The 17,440-nt window shown below is 62.5% G+C and carries 19 protein-coding genes; 14 read left to right on the top strand and 5 right to left on the bottom strand.

Features of this window, described 5'->3' with window-relative positions; all coding sequences use genetic code 11:
- Window positions 1–15 precede the first annotated feature (15 nt).
- The 10 genes from infA to HFRIS_RS20480 all read left to right on the top strand — a co-directional run bounded on the left by infA (window position 16) and on the right by HFRIS_RS20480 (window position 6,734).
- Window positions 16–234, top strand: coding sequence for a translation initiation factor IF-1 (gene infA / locus HFRIS_RS20525; protein ID WP_005663428.1), 219 nt, complete (start codon window positions 16–18; stop codon window positions 232–234).
- A 30-nt stretch (window positions 235–264) separates the two neighbouring features.
- Window positions 265–378: a 50S ribosomal protein L36 gene (gene rpmJ / locus HFRIS_RS20520; protein ID WP_006464913.1), complete on the top strand. Its 114-nt coding sequence runs from the start codon at window positions 265–267 to the stop codon at window positions 376–378.
- Between the two features lie 28 nt (window positions 379–406).
- Window positions 407–772 carry a 30S ribosomal protein S13 gene (rpsM, locus tag HFRIS_RS20515; protein WP_006464912.1) on the top strand — a complete coding sequence of 122 codons (366 nt, stop codon included), beginning with the start codon at window positions 407–409 and terminating at the stop codon, window positions 770–772.
- A 42-nt stretch (window positions 773–814) separates the two neighbouring features.
- A complete protein-coding gene (rpsK, locus tag HFRIS_RS20510; protein WP_006464911.1) occupies window positions 815–1,219 on the top strand; it encodes a 30S ribosomal protein S11 in 405 nt (134 codons plus the stop codon).
- Between the two features lie 160 nt (window positions 1,220–1,379).
- A complete protein-coding gene (rpsD, locus tag HFRIS_RS20505; protein ID WP_006464910.1) occupies window positions 1,380–2,003 on the top strand; it encodes a 30S ribosomal protein S4 in 624 nt (207 codons plus the stop codon).
- A gap of 106 nt (window positions 2,004–2,109) precedes the next feature.
- Window positions 2,110–3,087: a DNA-directed RNA polymerase subunit alpha gene (locus tag HFRIS_RS20500; RefSeq protein WP_006464909.1), complete on the top strand. Its 978-nt coding sequence runs from the start codon at window positions 2,110–2,112 to the stop codon at window positions 3,085–3,087.
- Window positions 3,088–3,273: 186 nt separating this feature from the next.
- A complete protein-coding gene (rplQ, locus tag HFRIS_RS20495; RefSeq protein ID WP_006464908.1) occupies window positions 3,274–3,669 on the top strand; it encodes a 50S ribosomal protein L17 in 396 nt (131 codons plus the stop codon).
- A 150-nt stretch (window positions 3,670–3,819) separates the two neighbouring features.
- Entirely contained in the window at window positions 3,820–4,167 is a 348-nt protein-coding gene (gene cutA / locus HFRIS_RS20490; RefSeq protein WP_006464907.1) for a divalent-cation tolerance protein CutA, read from the top strand.
- Window positions 4,168–4,194: 27 nt separating this feature from the next.
- On the top strand, window positions 4,195–5,985 hold the full coding sequence (dsbD, locus tag HFRIS_RS20485; RefSeq protein ID WP_006464906.1) for a protein-disulfide reductase DsbD: 1,791 nt from the start codon (window positions 4,195–4,197) through the stop codon (window positions 5,983–5,985).
- Window positions 5,986–6,095: 110 nt separating this feature from the next.
- Window positions 6,096–6,734: a peroxiredoxin gene (locus tag HFRIS_RS20480; RefSeq protein WP_006464905.1), complete on the top strand. Its 639-nt coding sequence runs from the start codon at window positions 6,096–6,098 to the stop codon at window positions 6,732–6,734.
- Between the two features lie 367 nt (window positions 6,735–7,101).
- Here HFRIS_RS20480 and HFRIS_RS20475 read toward each other — a convergent pair whose 3' ends face one another.
- Window positions 7,102–8,046 (bottom strand): LysR family transcriptional regulator, encoded by a 945-nt coding sequence (locus tag HFRIS_RS20475; protein WP_006464904.1) that lies wholly within the window; start codon window positions 8,044–8,046, stop codon window positions 7,102–7,104.
- Window positions 8,047–8,315: 269 nt separating this feature from the next.
- On the opposite strand from HFRIS_RS20475, the gene HFRIS_RS20470 reads away from it, so the two are divergent.
- The 3 genes from HFRIS_RS20470 to HFRIS_RS20460 all read left to right on the top strand — a co-directional run bounded on the left by HFRIS_RS20470 (window position 8,316) and on the right by HFRIS_RS20460 (window position 12,519).
- Window positions 8,316–9,455, top strand: coding sequence for an iron-containing alcohol dehydrogenase (locus HFRIS_RS20470; RefSeq protein ID WP_006464903.1), 1,140 nt, complete (start codon window positions 8,316–8,318; stop codon window positions 9,453–9,455).
- A 143-nt stretch (window positions 9,456–9,598) separates the two neighbouring features.
- Window positions 9,599–11,188 (top strand): aldehyde dehydrogenase (NADP(+)), encoded by a 1,590-nt coding sequence (locus HFRIS_RS20465; RefSeq protein WP_006464902.1) that lies wholly within the window; start codon window positions 9,599–9,601, stop codon window positions 11,186–11,188.
- A 116-nt stretch (window positions 11,189–11,304) separates the two neighbouring features.
- On the top strand, window positions 11,305–12,519 hold the full coding sequence (locus HFRIS_RS20460; RefSeq protein WP_006464901.1) for an ABC transporter substrate-binding protein: 1,215 nt from the start codon (window positions 11,305–11,307) through the stop codon (window positions 12,517–12,519).
- A gap of 150 nt (window positions 12,520–12,669) precedes the next feature.
- Here HFRIS_RS20460 and HFRIS_RS20455 read toward each other — a convergent pair whose 3' ends face one another.
- From HFRIS_RS20455 to yihA, 4 genes are all read right to left on the bottom strand, one after another.
- A complete protein-coding gene (locus tag HFRIS_RS20455; protein WP_006464900.1) occupies window positions 12,670–13,131 on the bottom strand; it encodes a carboxymuconolactone decarboxylase family protein in 462 nt (153 codons plus the stop codon).
- A 116-nt stretch (window positions 13,132–13,247) separates the two neighbouring features.
- Window positions 13,248–14,228 (bottom strand): RNA polymerase sigma factor SigJ, encoded by a 981-nt coding sequence (gene sigJ, locus HFRIS_RS20450; protein ID WP_006464899.1) that lies wholly within the window; start codon window positions 14,226–14,228, stop codon window positions 13,248–13,250.
- A 25-nt stretch (window positions 14,229–14,253) separates the two neighbouring features.
- A complete protein-coding gene (hemB, locus tag HFRIS_RS20445; RefSeq protein WP_006464898.1) occupies window positions 14,254–15,273 on the bottom strand; it encodes a porphobilinogen synthase in 1,020 nt (339 codons plus the stop codon).
- 293 nt (window positions 15,274–15,566) lie between these two features.
- A complete protein-coding gene (yihA, locus tag HFRIS_RS20440) occupies window positions 15,567–16,295 on the bottom strand; it encodes a ribosome biogenesis GTP-binding protein YihA/YsxC (protein ID WP_006464897.1) in 729 nt (242 codons plus the stop codon).
- A gap of 204 nt (window positions 16,296–16,499) precedes the next feature.
- Here yihA and HFRIS_RS20435 point away from each other — a divergent pair, with 204 nt between their 5' ends.
- The gene (locus tag HFRIS_RS20435; RefSeq protein ID WP_006464896.1) at window positions 16,500–17,162 is read left to right on the top strand and encodes a c-type cytochrome; all 663 of its coding nucleotides are present in this window, start codon (window positions 16,500–16,502) and stop codon (window positions 17,160–17,162) included.
- The last annotated feature ends 278 nt before the right edge of the window (window positions 17,163–17,440 follow it).

Here is a 17,440-nt window from a genome sequence, read left to right as displayed (position 1 = left end):
GGAAGAAGACACGGAATGGCAAAAGACGACGTTATTCAGATGCAGGGCGAGATTCTTGAAAATCTGCCCAACGCGACATTCAGGGTTAAGTTGGAAAACGGTCACGTTGTACTCGGCCATATTTCCGGCAAGATGCGCATGAATTACATCCGTATCCTGCCTGGCGATAAGGTAACGGTGGAACTGACGCCTTACGATTTGAGCCGGGCACGTATCGTGTTCCGAACCAAGTAACAGTGAAACATTGAAAGAAAGAGGGCCACAATGAAAGTGCTCGCATCAGTCAAGCGGATCTGCCGCAACTGCAAAATCATCAAGCGCAATGGCGTCGTTCGTGTGATCTGCACCGAACCCCGTCACAAGCAGCGCCAGGGTTAACTTAACGTTATTGATCGAGGAATAACGAATGGCACGTATTGCAGGGGTCAACATCCCCAACCATCAGCACACCGTAATCGGCCTGACCGCCATCTATGGTATTGGCCGTCCGCGCGCACAAGACATTTGCGCTGCTACCGGCGTTCCGACCAACAAGAAGGTCAAGGACCTGGACGATAACGAGCTGGAAAAGCTGCGTGACGAAATCGCCAAGTTCGTCGTGGAAGGCGATCTGCGCCGTGAGTTGTCCATGAACATCAAGCGTTTGATGGACCTGGGTTGCTACCGCGGTCTGCGTCACCGTCGTGGCCTGCCGGTTCGTGGTCAACGCACCCGCACCAACGCCCGTACTCGCAAGGGTCCGCGCAAGGCCGCTCAATCGCTGAAGAAATAATCCCGGCAGGCGCAAGCACTGGTCGGATTCAAGGAAGAAATTATGGCAAAGTCCCCCAACAACGCAGCAGCATCGCGTGTTCGTAAGAAAGTTAAGAAGAACGTTGCTGAAGGCATCGCGCACGTTCACGCTTCGTTCAACAACACCATCATCACGATCACCGACCGTCAGGGCAACGCCCTGTCGTGGGCGACCTCGGGTGGTGCTGGCTTCAAGGGTTCGCGCAAGTCGACTCCGTTCGCCGCCCAGGTCGCCGCTGAAAGCGCCGGCAAGGTCGCGATCGAATGCGGCATCAAGAACCTGGAAGTGCGTATCAAGGGCCCTGGCCCGGGCCGTGAATCCGCAGTGCGCGCTCTGAACAACCTGGGTATCAAGATCACCCAGATCCAGGACGTGACCCCGGTCCCGCACAACGGTTGCCGTCCGCCGAAGCGCCGTCGCATCTAAGTTGTAGTATAATCTTGCGCTTTCGCCTGGCTTCAGGTGAAAGCGCTGGAAATCACCCGCCAATCGCCTTGGCGGGTTTTGTTCTTAAGACCACTGTCTGACCGCATGCAGGTCAGACTAGCGTCCGGCAGTCTGGGACGTCATTGATAAAGGAAATACCGTGGCACGTTATATCGGACCCAAAGCAAAACTCTCCCGCCGCGAAGGCACCGACCTGTTCCTGAAGAGCGCACGCCGCTCGCTGGATTCCAAGTGCAAGCTGGATTCCAAGCCAGGTCAACACGGCCGCACCTCCGGCGCCCGCACTTCCGACTACGGCAACCAGCTGCGTGAAAAGCAGAAGGTCAAGCGCATGTACGGCGTCCTCGAGCGTCAGTTCCGCCGCTACTTCGCCGAAGCCGACCGCCGCAAGGGCAACACCGGCGAAACCCTGCTGAAGCTGCTGGAATCGCGCCTGGACAACGTCGTCTACCGCATGGGCTTCGGCTCGACCCGCGCTGAAGCGCGTCAGCTGGTGTCCCACAAGGCCCTGACCGTGAACGGTCAAGTCGTGAACATCGCTTCCTACTCGGTCAAGGCTGGTGACGTCGTCGCCATCCGCGAAAAGGCCAAGAAGCAAGTGCGTATCGCCGAAGCCCTGTCGCTGGCCGAATCGAACGGTTTCCCGCAGTGGGTTTCCGTGGATTCGAAGAAGCTGGAAGGCACCTTCAAGTCCGCTCCGGACCGTAGCGAAATCGCTGCCGACGTCAACGAATCGCTGATCGTCGAACTGTACTCGCGTTAATCCGCCGTACCGCTGTACCTCTGTGCCCACCTCATGGTGGGCATTTTTCCGAACTGCCATCAGCCTTATCGGTGTAACGAGCCGAGGGTATTGAAAAGGACAATTCATGCAAAACAGTTTGTTGAAGCCCCGCATCATCGAAGTGGAAACACTGGCTCCCGGTCACGCCAAGGTCGTGATGGAGCCGTTCGAGCGCGGTTATGGTCACACCCTGGGCAACGCGCTGCGTCGCGTGCTGCTGTCGACCATGAGCGGTTACGCTCCCACCGAAGTCACCATCGCCGGTGTCGTGCACGAGTACTCCTCGCTGGACGGCGTGCAGGAAGACGTCGTGGACATCCTGCTGAACCTGAAGGGCGTGGTCTTCAAGCTGCACAACCGTGACGAAGTCACGCTGACCCTGAAGAAGGAAGGCGAAGGCGCCGTCCTGGCTTCCGATATCGATCTGCCGCACGACGTCGAACTGATCAACCCGGATCACGTCATCGCCAACCTGACCGGTGGCGGCAAGCTGGACATGCAGATCAAGGTCGAAAAGGGCCGTGGCTACGTGCCGGGCAACGTGCGTCGCCTGTCCGAAGACACCAACAAGACCATCGGTCGCATCATCCTGGACGCGTCCTTCTCGCCGGTGCGTCGCGTGTCCTACGCTGTGGAATCCGCACGTGTGGAACAGCGTACCGACCTTGACAAGCTGGTCATGAACATCGAGACCAACGGCGTCATCACTCCGGAAGAAGCGATCCGCCAGTCGGCTCGCGTGCTGGTTGATCAACTGAACGTGTTCGCTGCCCTGGAAGGCACCGAAGCGACTGCAGAAGCACCGTCGCGCGCACCGCAGGTCGATCCTATCCTGCTGCGTCCGGTGGACGACCTGGAACTGACCGTTCGTTCCGCAAACTGCCTGAAGGCCGAGAACATCTACTACATCGGCGATCTGATCCAGCGCAGCGAAAACGAACTGCTGAAGACCCCGAACCTGGGTCGCAAGTCGTTGAACGAAATCAAGGAAGTCCTGGCTTCGCGTGGCCTGACCCTGGGCATGAAGCTGGAAAACTGGCCGCCGGCCGGTCTGGAGAAGTAATTCCTGCTGCCTGGCTGGCGTGGAGCACCATCCCGCCGGCCAGGCTGGCAAGACGCTGTATCTGTCGTACCCGTCGTACCCGTAGCAATACTTTTATCCGTCATTTACCGGTCCGCGGTCCGGACAGCGAAGCTGGCCTGCCGATAGAAGAACTGGATCAAAACTGTAACCTGAAAGGAAATTACCATGCGTCACCGTCACGGTCTCCGCAAACTGAATCGTACTTCGTCCCACCGTCTGGCCATGCTACGCAACATGACTGTCTCCCTGCTGCGTCATGAAGCCATCAAGACCACCCTGCCGAAGGCCAAGGAACTGCGCCGCGTCGTCGAGCCGATCCTGACCCTGGGCAAGACCGACACCCTGGCCAACAAGCGTCTGGCCTTCAACCGCCTGCGCGATCGCGAAATCGTCGGCAAGCTGTTCTCCGAACTGGGTCCGCGCTACGCTGCCCGTAACGGCGGCTACCTGCGCATCCTGAAGATGGGCTTCCGTCAAGGCGACAACGCACCGATGGCCTTCGTCGAGCTGGTGGATCGTCCGGAAGTCAGCGACGCCGCTGATGCCCCGACCGCTGAGTAATTCACTCGCTTGTCCGTCTCTGCAGAAAAGCCAGGCTCAGCCTGGCTTTTTTGTTTTTGGCAGCCTTTTTTCATGGCATGTCCTGATCTTGCATGGCGGCGCGCCGGCACAGTCTGTGGTTGAATACGGCATGCGCAAGGAGATGCTGACATGACCTCGTCCCTGTTGAACCAGCCGCTTCTGGTCCTGGCCAATGTGCCGGATCAGGCGCTGGCCGAAAAGATCGCCACAGCCCTGGTGGAACAAGGGCTGGCAGCCTGCGTCAATATCCTGGCGCCGGTGAGCTCGGTCTATCGCTGGCAAGGCAAGATGCAGCGTGAGAGCGAAATCCCCTTGCTGATCAAGACCACGCAGGCGCGCTACCAGGAGCTGGAGCGGACCATCCTGCAGTTGCATCCCTATGATGTGCCGGAGATCATCGCCCTGCCGGTCACGGCAGGTCTTCCGGCCTACCTCGCCTGGATGCAGGATGAAACCGCCCGGCCATTACGCCTGTAAAGCACACAAGGAACTCCGTTGAATCCCATGATGACGCGCCACCGGATTGGCCGGCGCCTGCAGCGCTTGTGGCTGCTCTCCCTGCAGTGTCTGCTGATGCTGGTGGCCACGCTGTCCACGATCGTGGCGCATGCCGCCGAAGATTATCTTCCGCCGGAGCAGGCCTTCCAGCTCAGCGGACGCATGGTCGATGCCGGGACCCTGGAATTGAGCTATCGCATCGCCGATGGCTATTACATGTACCGCGACCGCTTCCATTTCAGCGCCGAGGGCGCAACACTGGGCGAGCCGCAATTCCCCCCCGGCAAGCGCAAATATGACGACAACTTCCAGAAGGAAGTGGAGACCTATCACCAATCGGTGACGGCCCGCATGCCGGTCAGCGGCGCTGTGGACAGATTTACCGTGGTGGCGGTGTCGCAAGGTTGCGCCGACAAGGGGCTATGTTATCCACCGATGACGCTCAAGCTGACCATGTCGCCCCAGGCGACCGGCCAGAGCGTGAGCGCGGGCGGCAGCGATGCGATGCAGGCCACCGGCGGCAGCGATATCGACGGAATTGCCGCCGTACTGAATAGCGGCAAGCTGTGGCGCATCCTGTCGCTGTTCTTCGTGCTGGGTATCGGGCTCTCCTTCACGCCTTGTGTGCTGCCGATGCTGCCCATCCTGTCCTCGATCATCGTCGGCCAGCAGACTGCCGCCGGCGGTGGCCGCGCTCGCAGCTTCCTGATGTCGGTCGCCTACTCGCTTGGTATGGCCTTGGTCTATACCGCGCTGGGCGTGGCCGCCGGGATGCTGGGAGAGGGCTTGTCGGCCTATCTGCAAAACCCGTGGATGCTGGCCGGCTTTGCGCTGCTGATGGCGGTACTGGCCCTGTCGATGTTCGACGTCTACACGCTGCAGGTGCCGGCCTCCGTGCAATCCCGCCTGTCGTCGGCCTCGGGCAATGGCAGCGGCAAATGGCTGGGGGTGTTCCTGATGGGCGCGATCTCGGCGCTGATCGTCGGCCCCTGCGTGGCCGCGCCGCTGGCCGGGGCACTTCTGTACATCAGCCAGACCGGCAACGTGGTGCTGGGCGGTAGCGCCCTGTTTGCGATGGCCGCCGGCATGAGCGTACCGCTGCTGCTCATCGGTGCGTCTGCTGGCGCCCTGCTCCCGCGCGCCGGCGCCTGGATGGATGCGGTCAAGCGCTTCTTTGGCGTGCTCATGCTGGGTACGGCGCTGTGGATGGTTTCGCCGGTGATCCCGTCCTGGCTGCAGATGGCGGGCTGGGCGATGCTGGGCATCGGCTATGGCGCCTTCCTGCTGTGGTCCCGCCCGGCAGGCTGGATCGCACGTGGACTCGGCCTGGCAGTGGTCACATTGGGTCTGCTGCAACTGGTCAGCGTGGTGACCGGTGGTCGCGACCCATTGGCGCCGCTGTCGCATCTGCGCGCGCAGGGTACCGCGGTGGCCGGCGCGGACTTCGTGCGCATCCGTTCCAGCGCCGAGCTGGACGCGGCCCTGCAGCAGAATGCCGCCGGTGAGCGCCGTCCGGTGATGCTGGACTTCTACGCCGACTGGTGCGTTTCCTGCAAGGAAATGGAACGCTTCACCTTCAGTGACCAGCGCGTGAAGGGACGCTTCGGCCAGATGCTGCTGCTGCAGATCGATGTGACTGCCAACAATGCCGATGACCGCGCCATGCTCAAGCGCTTCAATCTCTTCGGTCCGCCCGGGATCATGTTTTTCGATGCTGACGGACGCGAGCTGGTACAACGCCGCGTGATCGGTTACCAGGATGCGGACAAGTTCATGTCCACGCTGCAAAACCTGTAGAAATCATTGCGCTGCGTTATTTGGATACCACTTTATAGTCGTTGGCCTGACGCGGGCATCGCGTTATAGTCAGCCTTTCTGTTTTCAACCGTTCAACCAAGGAGACCATCATGACGCTGCGCCTGGGCGATACTGCACCGGATTTCGAGCAAGAATCCTCGATCGGCAAGATCAAATTCCACGACTGGGCGGGTGATTCCTGGGTCGTGCTGTTCTCCCACCCGGCCGACTTCACGCCGGTCTGCACCACCGAGCTGGGCCTGACGGCCAAGCTCAAGCCCGAATTCGACAAGCGCAACGTCAAGGCCATCGCCCTGTCGGTAGACGGTGCCGAAGCCCACAACCAGTGGATCAAGGACATCGAGGAAACCCAGCAGACCGTGGTCGGCTTCCCCATCGTGGCCGACGTCGACAAGAAGGTCGCCGGTCTCTACGACATGATCCACCCCAACCAGTCCGAGACGGCCACGGTGCGTTCGCTGTTCGTCATCGATCCCAAGAAGAAAGTGCGCCTCATCATCACCTACCCGATGAGCACCGGCCGCAACTTCGACGAAGTGCTGCGCGTCATCGATGCCCTGCAACTGACCGATGGCTATACCGTGGCCACCCCGGGTAACTGGAAGGACGGCGACGACGTCATCATCCCGCTGTCGGTCAAGGATGAGGAAGTCATCAAGCAGAAATATCCCAAGGGCTACAAGTCGCCGCGCCCTTACCTGCGTATCACCCCGCAACCGAACAAGTAATTCGGCAAGCGGTCAGCCGGACCAGAGAAAAGCGCTCCTGCGGGAGTAATGCCGTTCAGTTAAGCTTGTTACCAGCTCGAAAGCTCGCTCAGACTTTGTTTGCACCACCGCTGACCGTTCGTCCTGAGTAGCGGCGTAGCCGCGTATCGAAGGCGCGCCACAAGCTGAGCAGCGCCCCTTCGACAGGCTCAGGACAGGCTTCGATACGGCCCTAAAGGGCCTACTCAGTCCGAACGGTTTCAGATGGCTTGAAGAGAACCAAGCAAAATCGCCGCGCCAAAGTCATCTGGCGCGGCGATTTTTTCTTAACTGAACGGCATTACTCCTGCGGGAGCGCTTTTTATTTGGCGCGCCAGGCGGGCCGGGCTCACTCTTGCGGCGCCACCGTGCGCGCAAAGTCGTCGATGAACAGCCGTGCCACCGGGGAGAGCATGGTGCCGTGCCGTGTCACGAGCTGGTAAGGTTCGCTGCGGGTATGCAATTGCAGCGGCAGGATGCGCGTCATGCCGAAACGCGTGCAGAACTGCGCCACGTCCACCGACAGCAGGGCCACGAAGTGCGGATTCTTCTGCAGCAGCGACAGCGTGGTGAAGGCCGAGGTGGTTTCCATCAGGTGCAGCGGGAAGCGCAGGTCGGCGTCGTGGAATTCCCGCTCCAGCGTGAGCCGCATCGGCATGTTGGCCGAATACACCACCCATCGCGAATCGGCCAGGTCCGCCAGTTGCAGACTGGATGCTCCGGCCAGGGGATGCTGCACACTCGCCACCACCGCCAGTTGTTCGTCATGGATGTTGAAGGCGTCATACAGGTCCGGGCGCTGGCTGATGCTGGTGCGGCAGATCGCCAGATCTAGCCGGCCCTGGTCGAGCAGGCGCAGCAATCGGGCACTGGTGTCTTCCACGATCTCCACCGACAACGAGGGATGGCTCTCCAGCAGGCGCGTCAGCGCATCGGTCAACAGCGGCACTGCTCCCATGATGGTCCCCACTGCCAGCCGGCCGCCGTGACCTTGCATGATCGACAGCATCTCTTCCCGCAGGTGGGTCAGGTCGGTCTGGATCAGCCTTGCATAGCGGATCACGCAATGGCCCAGCTCGGTGGGCTCCAGCCCGCGGTTGGTGCGGGTGAACAGTTGCACACCCAGGGTGCTTTCGATCTCCTGCAGCGCCTTGCTGGCGCCCGGTTGGGTCAGGGCTACCTGCTCGGCGGCCTTGAGCAGCGAGCCGTGGTCGGACAGGGCAATCAGAAGCCGCAACTGACGCAGGTGCAGGCGGGAGGTGATGGAGGCCAGGGAGGGCAGGGTGTTGTGCATGGCGTTGATCCTCGAATAGGCCTCCAGTATGAGCTTTGGTTATACCCATATCAACAGCTCTCATTAGCCAAGGGCCGGGCGATGGCTTAGAGTCTCGCTTTCAAAAGCAGGTCGCAGAGGGAAAAGGTCGGGCTCGCAGGACGGCGTCGACACTTCCAGACCGGGGCCTGGCTGGCGACATCTATGAATCATGGCTATGTAATCGCAGCATGATTCGAAGCTTGGTTCGAAGCTTGATCTGCAGCTTAATTGCATCTAACGGTACCCTAATGGCACTCATCAACTACATCACCCAGGTCCAGTTCGACTACGGCGCACTGGCGCTGCTGCAGCAGGAATGCGATCGCATCGGCATCAAGAAGCCGCTGGTGGTCACCGACATGGGCATCCGCAATGCCGGTCTGCTGGACAAGGTCCTGGCGCAGCTCAAGGAAGGCAGTGCGGCCGTGGTCTACGACCAGACCCCGCCCAACCCCAACGAAGGTGCCGTACGTGCGGCTGTGGCGCTGTTCCGCGAGCAGGGCTGCGACGGTATCGTGGCCGTGGGTGGCGGCTCTTCCATCGACCTGGCCAAGGGCGTGGCGGTCTGCGGTACGCATGAGGGACCGCTGAAGTCGTTCGCGCTGATCGAAGGCGGCCTGTCCAACATCACCGCCCGGACCGCGCCGGTGATCGCCATTCCGACCACCGCCGGTACCGGCAGCGAAGTCGGCCGTGGCGCCATCCTGATCCTGGACGACGGCCGCAAGGTCGGCATCATCTCGCCCTACCTGGTGCCCCGGCTGGCCATCTGCGACCCCGAGCTGACGCTGGGCCTGCCGCCGCTGATGACCGCCGCCACCGGCATGGACGCCATCGCCCACTGCCTGGAAACCTTCATGGCACCGTCCTTCAATCCGCCTGCCGATGGCATCGCGCTGGATGGCCTGTGGCGCGCCTGGGCGCATATCGAACGCGCCACCCGTGAGCCGGGCGACCGCGAAGCACGACTCAACATGATGAGTGCCTCGATGCAGGGCGCCATGGCCTTCCAGAAGGGCCTGGGTTGTGTGCACAGCCTGTCGCACTCGCTGGGCGGCATCAATCCCAAGCTGCACCACGGCACCCTCAATGCCATCTTCCTGCCGGCCATCATCGCCTTCAACGAAAGCGCGCCGACCATGCTCAAGGACAACAAGATGGCGCGCATGGCCCATGCCATGGGCCTGGCCAGCGGTGCCGAGATCGGCCCGGCGATCCGCGATATGAGCCGTCGCCTGGGCTTGCCGGCCGGCCTGGGTGAACTGGGCGTGAGCGAGTCCATGTTCCCGCAGATCATCAAGGGCGCGCTGGCCGATCACAGCCACAAGACCAATCCGCGCGAGGCCTCGGAACAGGATTACCTGCAGATGCTGCAGCAATCCATGTGATGGCCGACAATGACCGGCGCAGGGCAGCGGCCACGGCCGGCCTGTCCTGCAAGTCCCCCTCAGCTGCTCCCGCATTGCGCGGGCGCGGCTCTCATGCCTGACCCGAACCCGGGCGGCATCAACGAAACCAGCAGGAGCACATCGTGAGCTACAAGATCCTTGGACACAACTACATCGGCGGCCAGCGCAGCGGTCAGGGCGACGTCGCCCTGCATAGCGTGGACGCGACCACCGGCGCGCTCTTCGAGACCCCCTTCCTGACCGCCACCGAAAACGAAGTGGCCGCCGCCGTGGATGCGGCCGAGAAGGCCTATCCGCTGTACCGCGCCACCACCTCGCAACAGCGCGCCCAGTTCCTGGAAGCCATCGCCGACGAGATCGATGCCCTGGGTGACGATTTCCTCGCCGCCGTGGCCCGTGAAACCGCCCTGCCGGCCACGCCGCGCCTGGCCGGCGAACGCGCCCGCACCAGCGGCCAGATGCGCCTGTTCGCCAAGGTCCTGCGCCGTGGCGACTTCTACGGCGCGCGCATCGATACCGCCCTGCCGCAGCGCCAACCGCTGCCGCGTCCGGACATCCGCCAATACAAGATCGGCGTGGGTCCGGTAGCCGTGTTCGGCGCCAGCAACTTCCCGCTGGCCTTCTCGGTGGCCGGTGGTGACACCGCCGCCGCCCTGGCAGCAGGCTGCCCGGTGGTCTTCAAGGCCCACAGCGGCCACCTGGTGACCTCCGAACTGGTGGCCGATGCCATCGAGCGCGCCGTCAAGAAGACCGGCATGCCGGCCGGCACCTTCAACATGGTCTATGGCGATCGCGTGGGTGCCCAGCTAGTCAAGAGCGCCGGCATCCAGGCAGTCGGCTTCACCGGCTCGCTGCGTGGCGGCCGTGCCCTGTGCGACATGGCGGCTGCCCGTCCGCAACCGATTCCGGTGTTTGCCGAGATGTCCAGCATCAACCCCATCATCCTGATGTCGGAAGCGCTGAAGGTGCGCGGTGACGCCATTGCCAAGGACCTGGCCGGTTCGGTCACGGTCGGCGTGGGCCAGCTGTGCACCAGCCCGGGCCTGCTGCTGGGTGTGCGTTCGCCCGAGCTGACCGCCTTCATCGAAAAGCTGTCGGCGGCCTTCGGCGGCAGCAATCCGGCCACCATGCTCAACAGCGGCGGCCTGACCCACTACAACGGCGGTGTCGCGCGCCTGACCCAGTTGCCGGGCGTGAAGGTGATCGCCACCGGTGGCACCAGCTATACCCAGGCCGTGCCGCATCTGTTCAAGGCCGACGCCGCACTGCTGTTCTCCAAGGAAGCGCCGCTGGAAGAGGAAGTCTTCGGCCCCTCCACCGTCATCGTCGAACTGGAAAGCCGCGAGCAACTGCTGGACTTCGCCGCCAAGATGAACGGCCAGCTGACCGCCACCCTGCAAGCCGAGATCGGTGATCTGCAAGGCAACCAGGATCTGATCGCGATCCTGGAACAGAAGGCCGGCCGCCTGCTGCTCAACGGCTTCCCGACCGGTGTCGAGGTGTGTGATGCGATGGTTCACGGTGGCCCCTATCCGGCCACCTCGGACGCCCGTGGCACCTCGGTCGGTACGCTGGCCATCGAGCGCTTCCTGCGTCCGGTGTGCTACCAGAACTACCCCGACGCGATGCTGCCGGCACCGCTGCAGAACGCCAACCCGCTGGGCCTGATGCGCCTGGTCGATGGCGAGCAGACCCGCGCCACCGTCGCCTGATCCAGCACGTTGCAGCACCCGGACCGGCGCCTTGTCGTCGGTCCTGTTCCACCTTCCCCGCACTCGATTGCGGGGTCGCAACAACAATATCCCAAGACCCCAAGAGGAGGAGACTCATGATGAAATCCATCCAGCGCGCTGCGCTGTCTGCTACCGTCTGCGCGCTGTTCGGCGCAGCGACCATCCCTTCCGCCCACGCGGCGGGCGATACCATCAAGATCGGCTTCATCACCGACATGTCGGGCACCTATGCCGACTTCGACGGCCAGGGCGGCGTCGAGGCGATCCGCATGGCCATCGCCGATGCCGGCGGCACCATCAACGGCAAGAAAGTGGAACTGGTCTTTGCCGACCACCAGAACAAGGCCGACATCGCCGCCAACAAGGCGCGTGAGTGGTTCGACCGCGACGGCGTGGACATGCTGGTCGGTGGCGTGAACTCGGCGGCCAGCCTGGCCATGGGCAAGGTGGCGGGCGAAAAGAAGAAGGTCTTCATCTCGGTCGGCGCCGGCACCACGCGCCAGACCAACGAGGAATGCAATGCCTACACCATCCAGTACGCCTACGACACCACGGCCCTGGCGCGCGGCACGGGGGCAGCCATCACCCGTCAGGGCGGCAAGTCCTGGTACTTCCTGACGGCCGACTATGCCTTCGGCACCTCGCTGGAAAAAGACACCAGCGATGTCGTCAAGAGCAATGGTGGCAATGTCGTGGGCGCCACCCGGGTCCCGCTGGCGACCTCGGACTTCTCATCCTTCCTGTTGCAGGCGCAATCCTCCAAGGCCCAGATCCTCGGGCTGGCGGTGGCCGGTGGCGACGTCATCAATGCCATCAAGGCGGCCAATGAATTCGGCGTGAACAAGACCATGAAGCTGGCGGGGCTCCTGATCTTCATCAACGATACCCACTCGCTGGGCCTGCAGCTCACGCAAGGGATGTACCTCACCGATGGCTGGTACTGGGACCTCAACGACCAGAGCCGCGCCTGGGCCAATCGCTACTTCATGAAGATGAAGAAGATGCCGTCCATGTTCCAGGCTGGTGATGCCTCGGCTGTGGGGCAGTATCTGAAGGCGGTGAAGGCCGTGGGCAGCACCGATCCGGACCAGGTCATGGATTACCTGCGCAAGAACCGCATCAACGATTTCTTCACCAGCAATGGCGTGGTGCGTCCGGACGGCCGCATGGTGCATGACATGTATCTGATGGAGGTGAAGAAACCTTCAGAATCCAAGCGCCCCTGGGATTATTACAAGCTGGTGCAGACCATTCCCGGCGAGCAGGCCTACATGACCAAGGCCGAATCCAAGTGCGCGCTCTGGAAGTAAGCCAGCGCCGATATTGAAACGCCCAGCAGGGCGCCGCCCGTGAGTGCGCCGCCCGCCCCTTTTTGAGCAGAAAGTCTGATGTGGATCGGACCATGTTCTACGCATCCCGGGTGACCGGGGTGCGTTTTTTTTCGTCCGGACGCTGCGTTCTCAGGCGCGGCGCGGTACCTGCGGACGCATGGCCACGCCCAGGCGGTTCCAGGCGTTGATGATGGCCACTGCGAAGGTCAGGTTGGCGATCTCGGCCTCGCTGAAGTGCTGTTGCAGCAGGGCGAAGGCGGCATCGTCCTTCTCGCCATCCTGCTGGTGCAGATAGGTGAAGCGTTCGGCCCAGTTCAGCGCGGCGCGCTCCTGTTCGGTGAAGAAGGGGATTTCGCGCCAGGCGGCCAGGGTGTTGAGGCGCTGCTGGTCTTCGCCATTCTTGAGCAGGTCATGCGAGTGCATGTCGGCGCAGAAGGCGCAACCGTTGAGTTGGGAGACGCGCAGGAATACCAGTTCCAGCAGCTTGGGATCGACCCCGCTCTGGTGCACCGCTTCGCTGGCCTTGAGCAGGGCGTTGAAGGCGGGAGCGGCGAGCTTGGCGTGGGGCAGACGTTGCTTGAAGTCGGACATGACAATTCTCCATCAGTGGGTGAGGTGACAGCGGCGCGAATCGCCGGTGTTCCTCCACTAGACGGAGCGGGGTGTCGTGTTGTGACAGTTTTCGGAAAAAAGAAGCGAAATAATCTTCAGGTCGGGTCCAGCTGCTGACGGGCAATGGCCGCCAGCTTGTCCGGATTGCGGACCACGTAGATCTCGCGAATGCGCCCACCCTCGGTTTCCAGCACCTGGGCCGATTCCAGCGTGCCATCGACGTAGCGCAGCAGGCCCGGCGTGCCGTTGACCGAGGCTGCACGATAGGCGATGCGCTCGCCGAAGCGGCGCAGGTTGGCGTAGTACAGCCAGGAGATGCGCTCGGCGCCGGCCAGCGGATGGGGGAAGGAAGCGACCTTGCCACCGCCGTCGCCGATCAGGCGGGCATCCTCGGCCAGCAGGCCCAGCATGGCGTCGCGCTGGCCACTCTGGACCGCTTGCATGAACTTTTCCAGCAACAGGGCGTGGGTTTCGCGAGTGACCGGGCTGGAGGCCGCGCGCAGGGTGGTGCGCGGGGTCACGCTGCCGGGCGCGCCGGCCGATTTGGCATCATGGCGCGACAGGCGTTCGCGGGCGCGGTGCACCAGCTGGCGACAGCTGGCCTCGGATTTCTGCAGGATGGCGGCGATGTCGGGGTAGTCGTTGTCGAATACTTCGCGTAGCAGGAAGGCGGCGCGCTCCTCGGGTTTGAGGCGCTCAAGCAGCAACAGGTAGGCAAAGGATACGTCGCTATGCTGCTCCAGCAGCGCCTCCGGCGAAGGCGCCAGGCTGGCCTGGCCGTACAGGTCGATCTCGGCGGCCGGTTCGGCCAGGTCCACCAGGGGTTCCGGCAGCCAGTGGCCGACGTAGTGCTGGCGCTCCTGCTGCAGCTGGCGCAGGCGATCGATGCACAGCCGCGTCACCACCGTCACCAGCCAGGCCTCGGCCGATTCCAGTTGCTGCCGGTCCTGGGCATGCCAGCGCAGCCAGGCGTCCTGCAGCACGTCTTCGGCATCGCTGCGCGAGGCCAGCATGCGGTAGGCCACGCCGAACAGGCGCGGCCGGTGGCGGGTGAAGAGGTCGAGATCGTCTGCCATCAGCGCAGCCGGCGGGTGCCGAGGATCAGCCCTGCTTGAGCTTGCGCGCGATGTCCAGCGCGAAGTAGGTCAGCACGCCATCGGCGCCGGCGCGCTTGAAGGCCATCATGGCTTCCATCATGGTCTTGTCGTGATCCAGCCAGCCGTTCTGGGCGGCGGCCTTGATCATCGCGTATTCGCCGCTGACCTGGTAGGCGAAGGTCGGCACGCGGAATTCGTCCTTCACGCGGCGCACGATGTCCAGGTAAGGCATGCCCGGCTTGACCATCACCATGTCGGCGCCTTCCTTGAGGTCCAGCGCGACTTCGCGCAGGGCCTCGTCGCTGTTGGCCGGGTCCATCTGGTAGGTGGCCTTGCTGCCCTTGCCCAGGTTGGCGGCCGAGCCGACCGCATCGCGGAAGGGGCCGTAGAAGGCCGAGGCGTACTTGGCCGAGTAGGCCATGATGCGGGTGTAGATATGGCCCTTGGCTTCCAGCATGGCGCGGATGGCGGCGATGCGGCCGTCCATCATGTCCGAGGGGGCGACCACGTCCACGCCGGCATCGGCCTGGGTTTGCGCCTGCCTGACCAGCAGCGCGAGGGTTTCATCGTTGAGGATGTAGCCGGTCTCGTCCAGCACGCCGTCCTGGCCGTGGCTGGTGTAGGGGTCCAGCGCCACGTCGCACAGCACGCCCAGTTCGGGGAAGCGCTCTTTCAGCGCTCGCACCACACGCGGGACCAGGCCATCCGGGTTGATGGCTTCGATGCCATCGGGCGTCTTCAGGGCCGGATCGATCACCGGGAACAGCGCCAGCACCGGCACGCCCAGCTTCACGCATTCTTCGGCCACCGGCAGCAGCGCATCCAGCGACAGGCGTTCCACGCCCGGCAGCGAGGCCACGGGGGTGCGCAGGTTCTGACCTTCCTGCACGAATACCGGATAGATCAGGTCGGCGCTGGTGATGACGTTTTCGGCCATCAGCGCGCGCGAGAAGGCATCGCGACGCATGCGGCGCATGCGCAGGGCAGGGTAGGCGGCATTGGAACTGAAATCGGTCAAGGACATATGTTCGCTTTCAATAAAGAGATGTTGTATGACGCTATCTTGAAATATTTTCTAGGCAAATATCGCTAACTTCGGAAAATTGCCTGCTTAGATTCGAGCGGCGAACAACTTTCCCTCGGTATGGCTTATCTTTGCTGCGGGTAATTCATTTGCCCCCCGCTTCCCCTTCCCTCCCTGAGCGGGGCCGATCGCGCTAGCGATAGGCGTTCGCCCCGGAGAATATCCCTGTTCTCCGGGGTTTTTTTTCGTCATGACGTTTTACTCCGGTCCGAAGGATGTCGCCTTGTCGGCGATCAGGCTTGCTGTGTGTCCTGATCTTGGGCGACGTCGTCGTCGGCCACCGCGGCCGAGGCCGCTGGCTGGTTCAGGCCGGCCAGTTCCACGATCTTGTCGTTGGCCTCTTCCAGGCCGGTCCGCTTGAGGGCGGAAAACAGTTGCACCGTGAACGGGAAGGGCTGGCCGTTTTCATCGACATAGCTCTGCAGGTAGGTCTGGGCCTGGCGCAGGGCGTTGGTGGACTCATTGCGGTTGAGCTTGTCGGCCTTGCTCAGAATGCAATGGATGGGTTTGCCGGTCGGTGCGAACCACTCGATCATCTGGATATCCAGGTCGGTGAAGGGACGGCGCGAATCGACGATCATCACCAGCGCTGCCAGCTGTTCGCGCTGTCGTACGTAGTCGCCCAGCAGGGCTTGCCAGTGGTGCTTGGCCGAGCCGGACACCTCGGCATAGCCATAGCCTGGCAAGTCCACCAGCATGGCGCGGATGTCATCCGGGCGCGCCTCGTCGTTGCGGTGCTGCCCGACGTGGGCGCCGCCGATGGAGAAATAGTTGATGTGCTGGGTGCGTCCCGGCGTCTTGGAGGCGAAGGCCAGGCGCTTCTGGTTGCACAGCACGTTGATGGCACTGGACTTGCCGGCATTGGAACGCCCGGCGAAGGCGATCTCCGGTACGCTGGTCTTGGGCAGGTCCCGCAGGTGATTGACGGTGGTGAAGAAACGGGCTTGCCAAAGTTGCGACATGGTGGGGGGAAATCCGAAAGAGGAGGGAAAAACGCGGAGAAGCTATTGTACAATGGCCCGAAACCCAACGCCTCGTTGACGCCGGGCAAGTAAAAAATATGGCGGCCATTGGAGACAGGTCAAACGACGGGCATTTGGTTTAGGGGCAGCTAGCCGCCGAACGGGCAAAATCTCTCAATTCCACAATAAGTATTAGGGTGACGAATGAACCGTGCCTTTTCCCCACTGTTGTACTCCGTTTTTGCTGCCATCCTGGCAGTGGCCAGCGCAGCCCACGCGGCTGACGACAAGAAGACCCCGATCAAGGCCGATCCGGCCAAGGGCGAAGCGCTCTACACCAATGGCGACAATGCGCGCAACATCGTGGCCTGCGTGTCCTGCCACGGCGCGGCGGGCAATTCGACCATCACCCAGAATCCCAAACTGTCCGGCCAGCATGAGGCCTACATTGCCAAGCAGTTGCTGAACTTCCGTACCCCGGATCGCAACAACCCGGTGATGTCGCCGATGGCCAAGGCCTTGTCGGACGAGGACATCCACAACGTCGCGGCTTATCTGGCTACCCAGGCACCCAAGCCCGGCGCGGCCAAGAACAAGGACACCATCGACCTGGGCAAGCACATCTGGCGCGGTGGCATCGCCGCCAAGAACGTGCCGGCCTGTGCCGGCTGCCACAGCCCCAATGGTGCCGGCATCCCGGCCCAGTATCCGCGCCTGGCCGGCCAGCACCAGGATTACACGGTGGCCCAGTTGACCAACTTCCGCGGCGGCGCGCGTACCAACAGCGTGCAGATGACCAGCATTGCCGAACGCCTGTCGGACAAGGAAATCAAGGCAGTGGCCGATTACATCGCCGGTCTGAAATAAGCCATCTGCGGGATTGCGCATAGGGATGGCAATATCAAAGGCGGCCCCGTGCCGCCTTTTTTCATCGGCTTCATTGGCCCTCCCTTTGCCTCCATCTGCCTTCACCTGCCTTGATGCAGGTCGTGGCATTCCGGGCCCGCCTGGCCGAAGATATCGCCCGTCGCGCTGGTCCGGCTGCGGCCCAGCGCGCCGACATACCCGGATGGCGTTGGCGCCTATTGCCGATGGCATATCACGGACTTTCTCCCGGAGCGGTAAAATCCGGGTTCGCATCGCTT

The sequence above is a fragment of the Herbaspirillum frisingense GSF30 genome (genome assembly GCF_000300975.2).
Taxonomy (GTDB): Bacteria; Pseudomonadota; Gammaproteobacteria; order Burkholderiales; family Burkholderiaceae_D; genus Herbaspirillum; species Herbaspirillum frisingense.
Note: the sequence above shows the minus strand (reverse complement) of the source record. Positions and strands in the feature narration are given on the sequence as shown.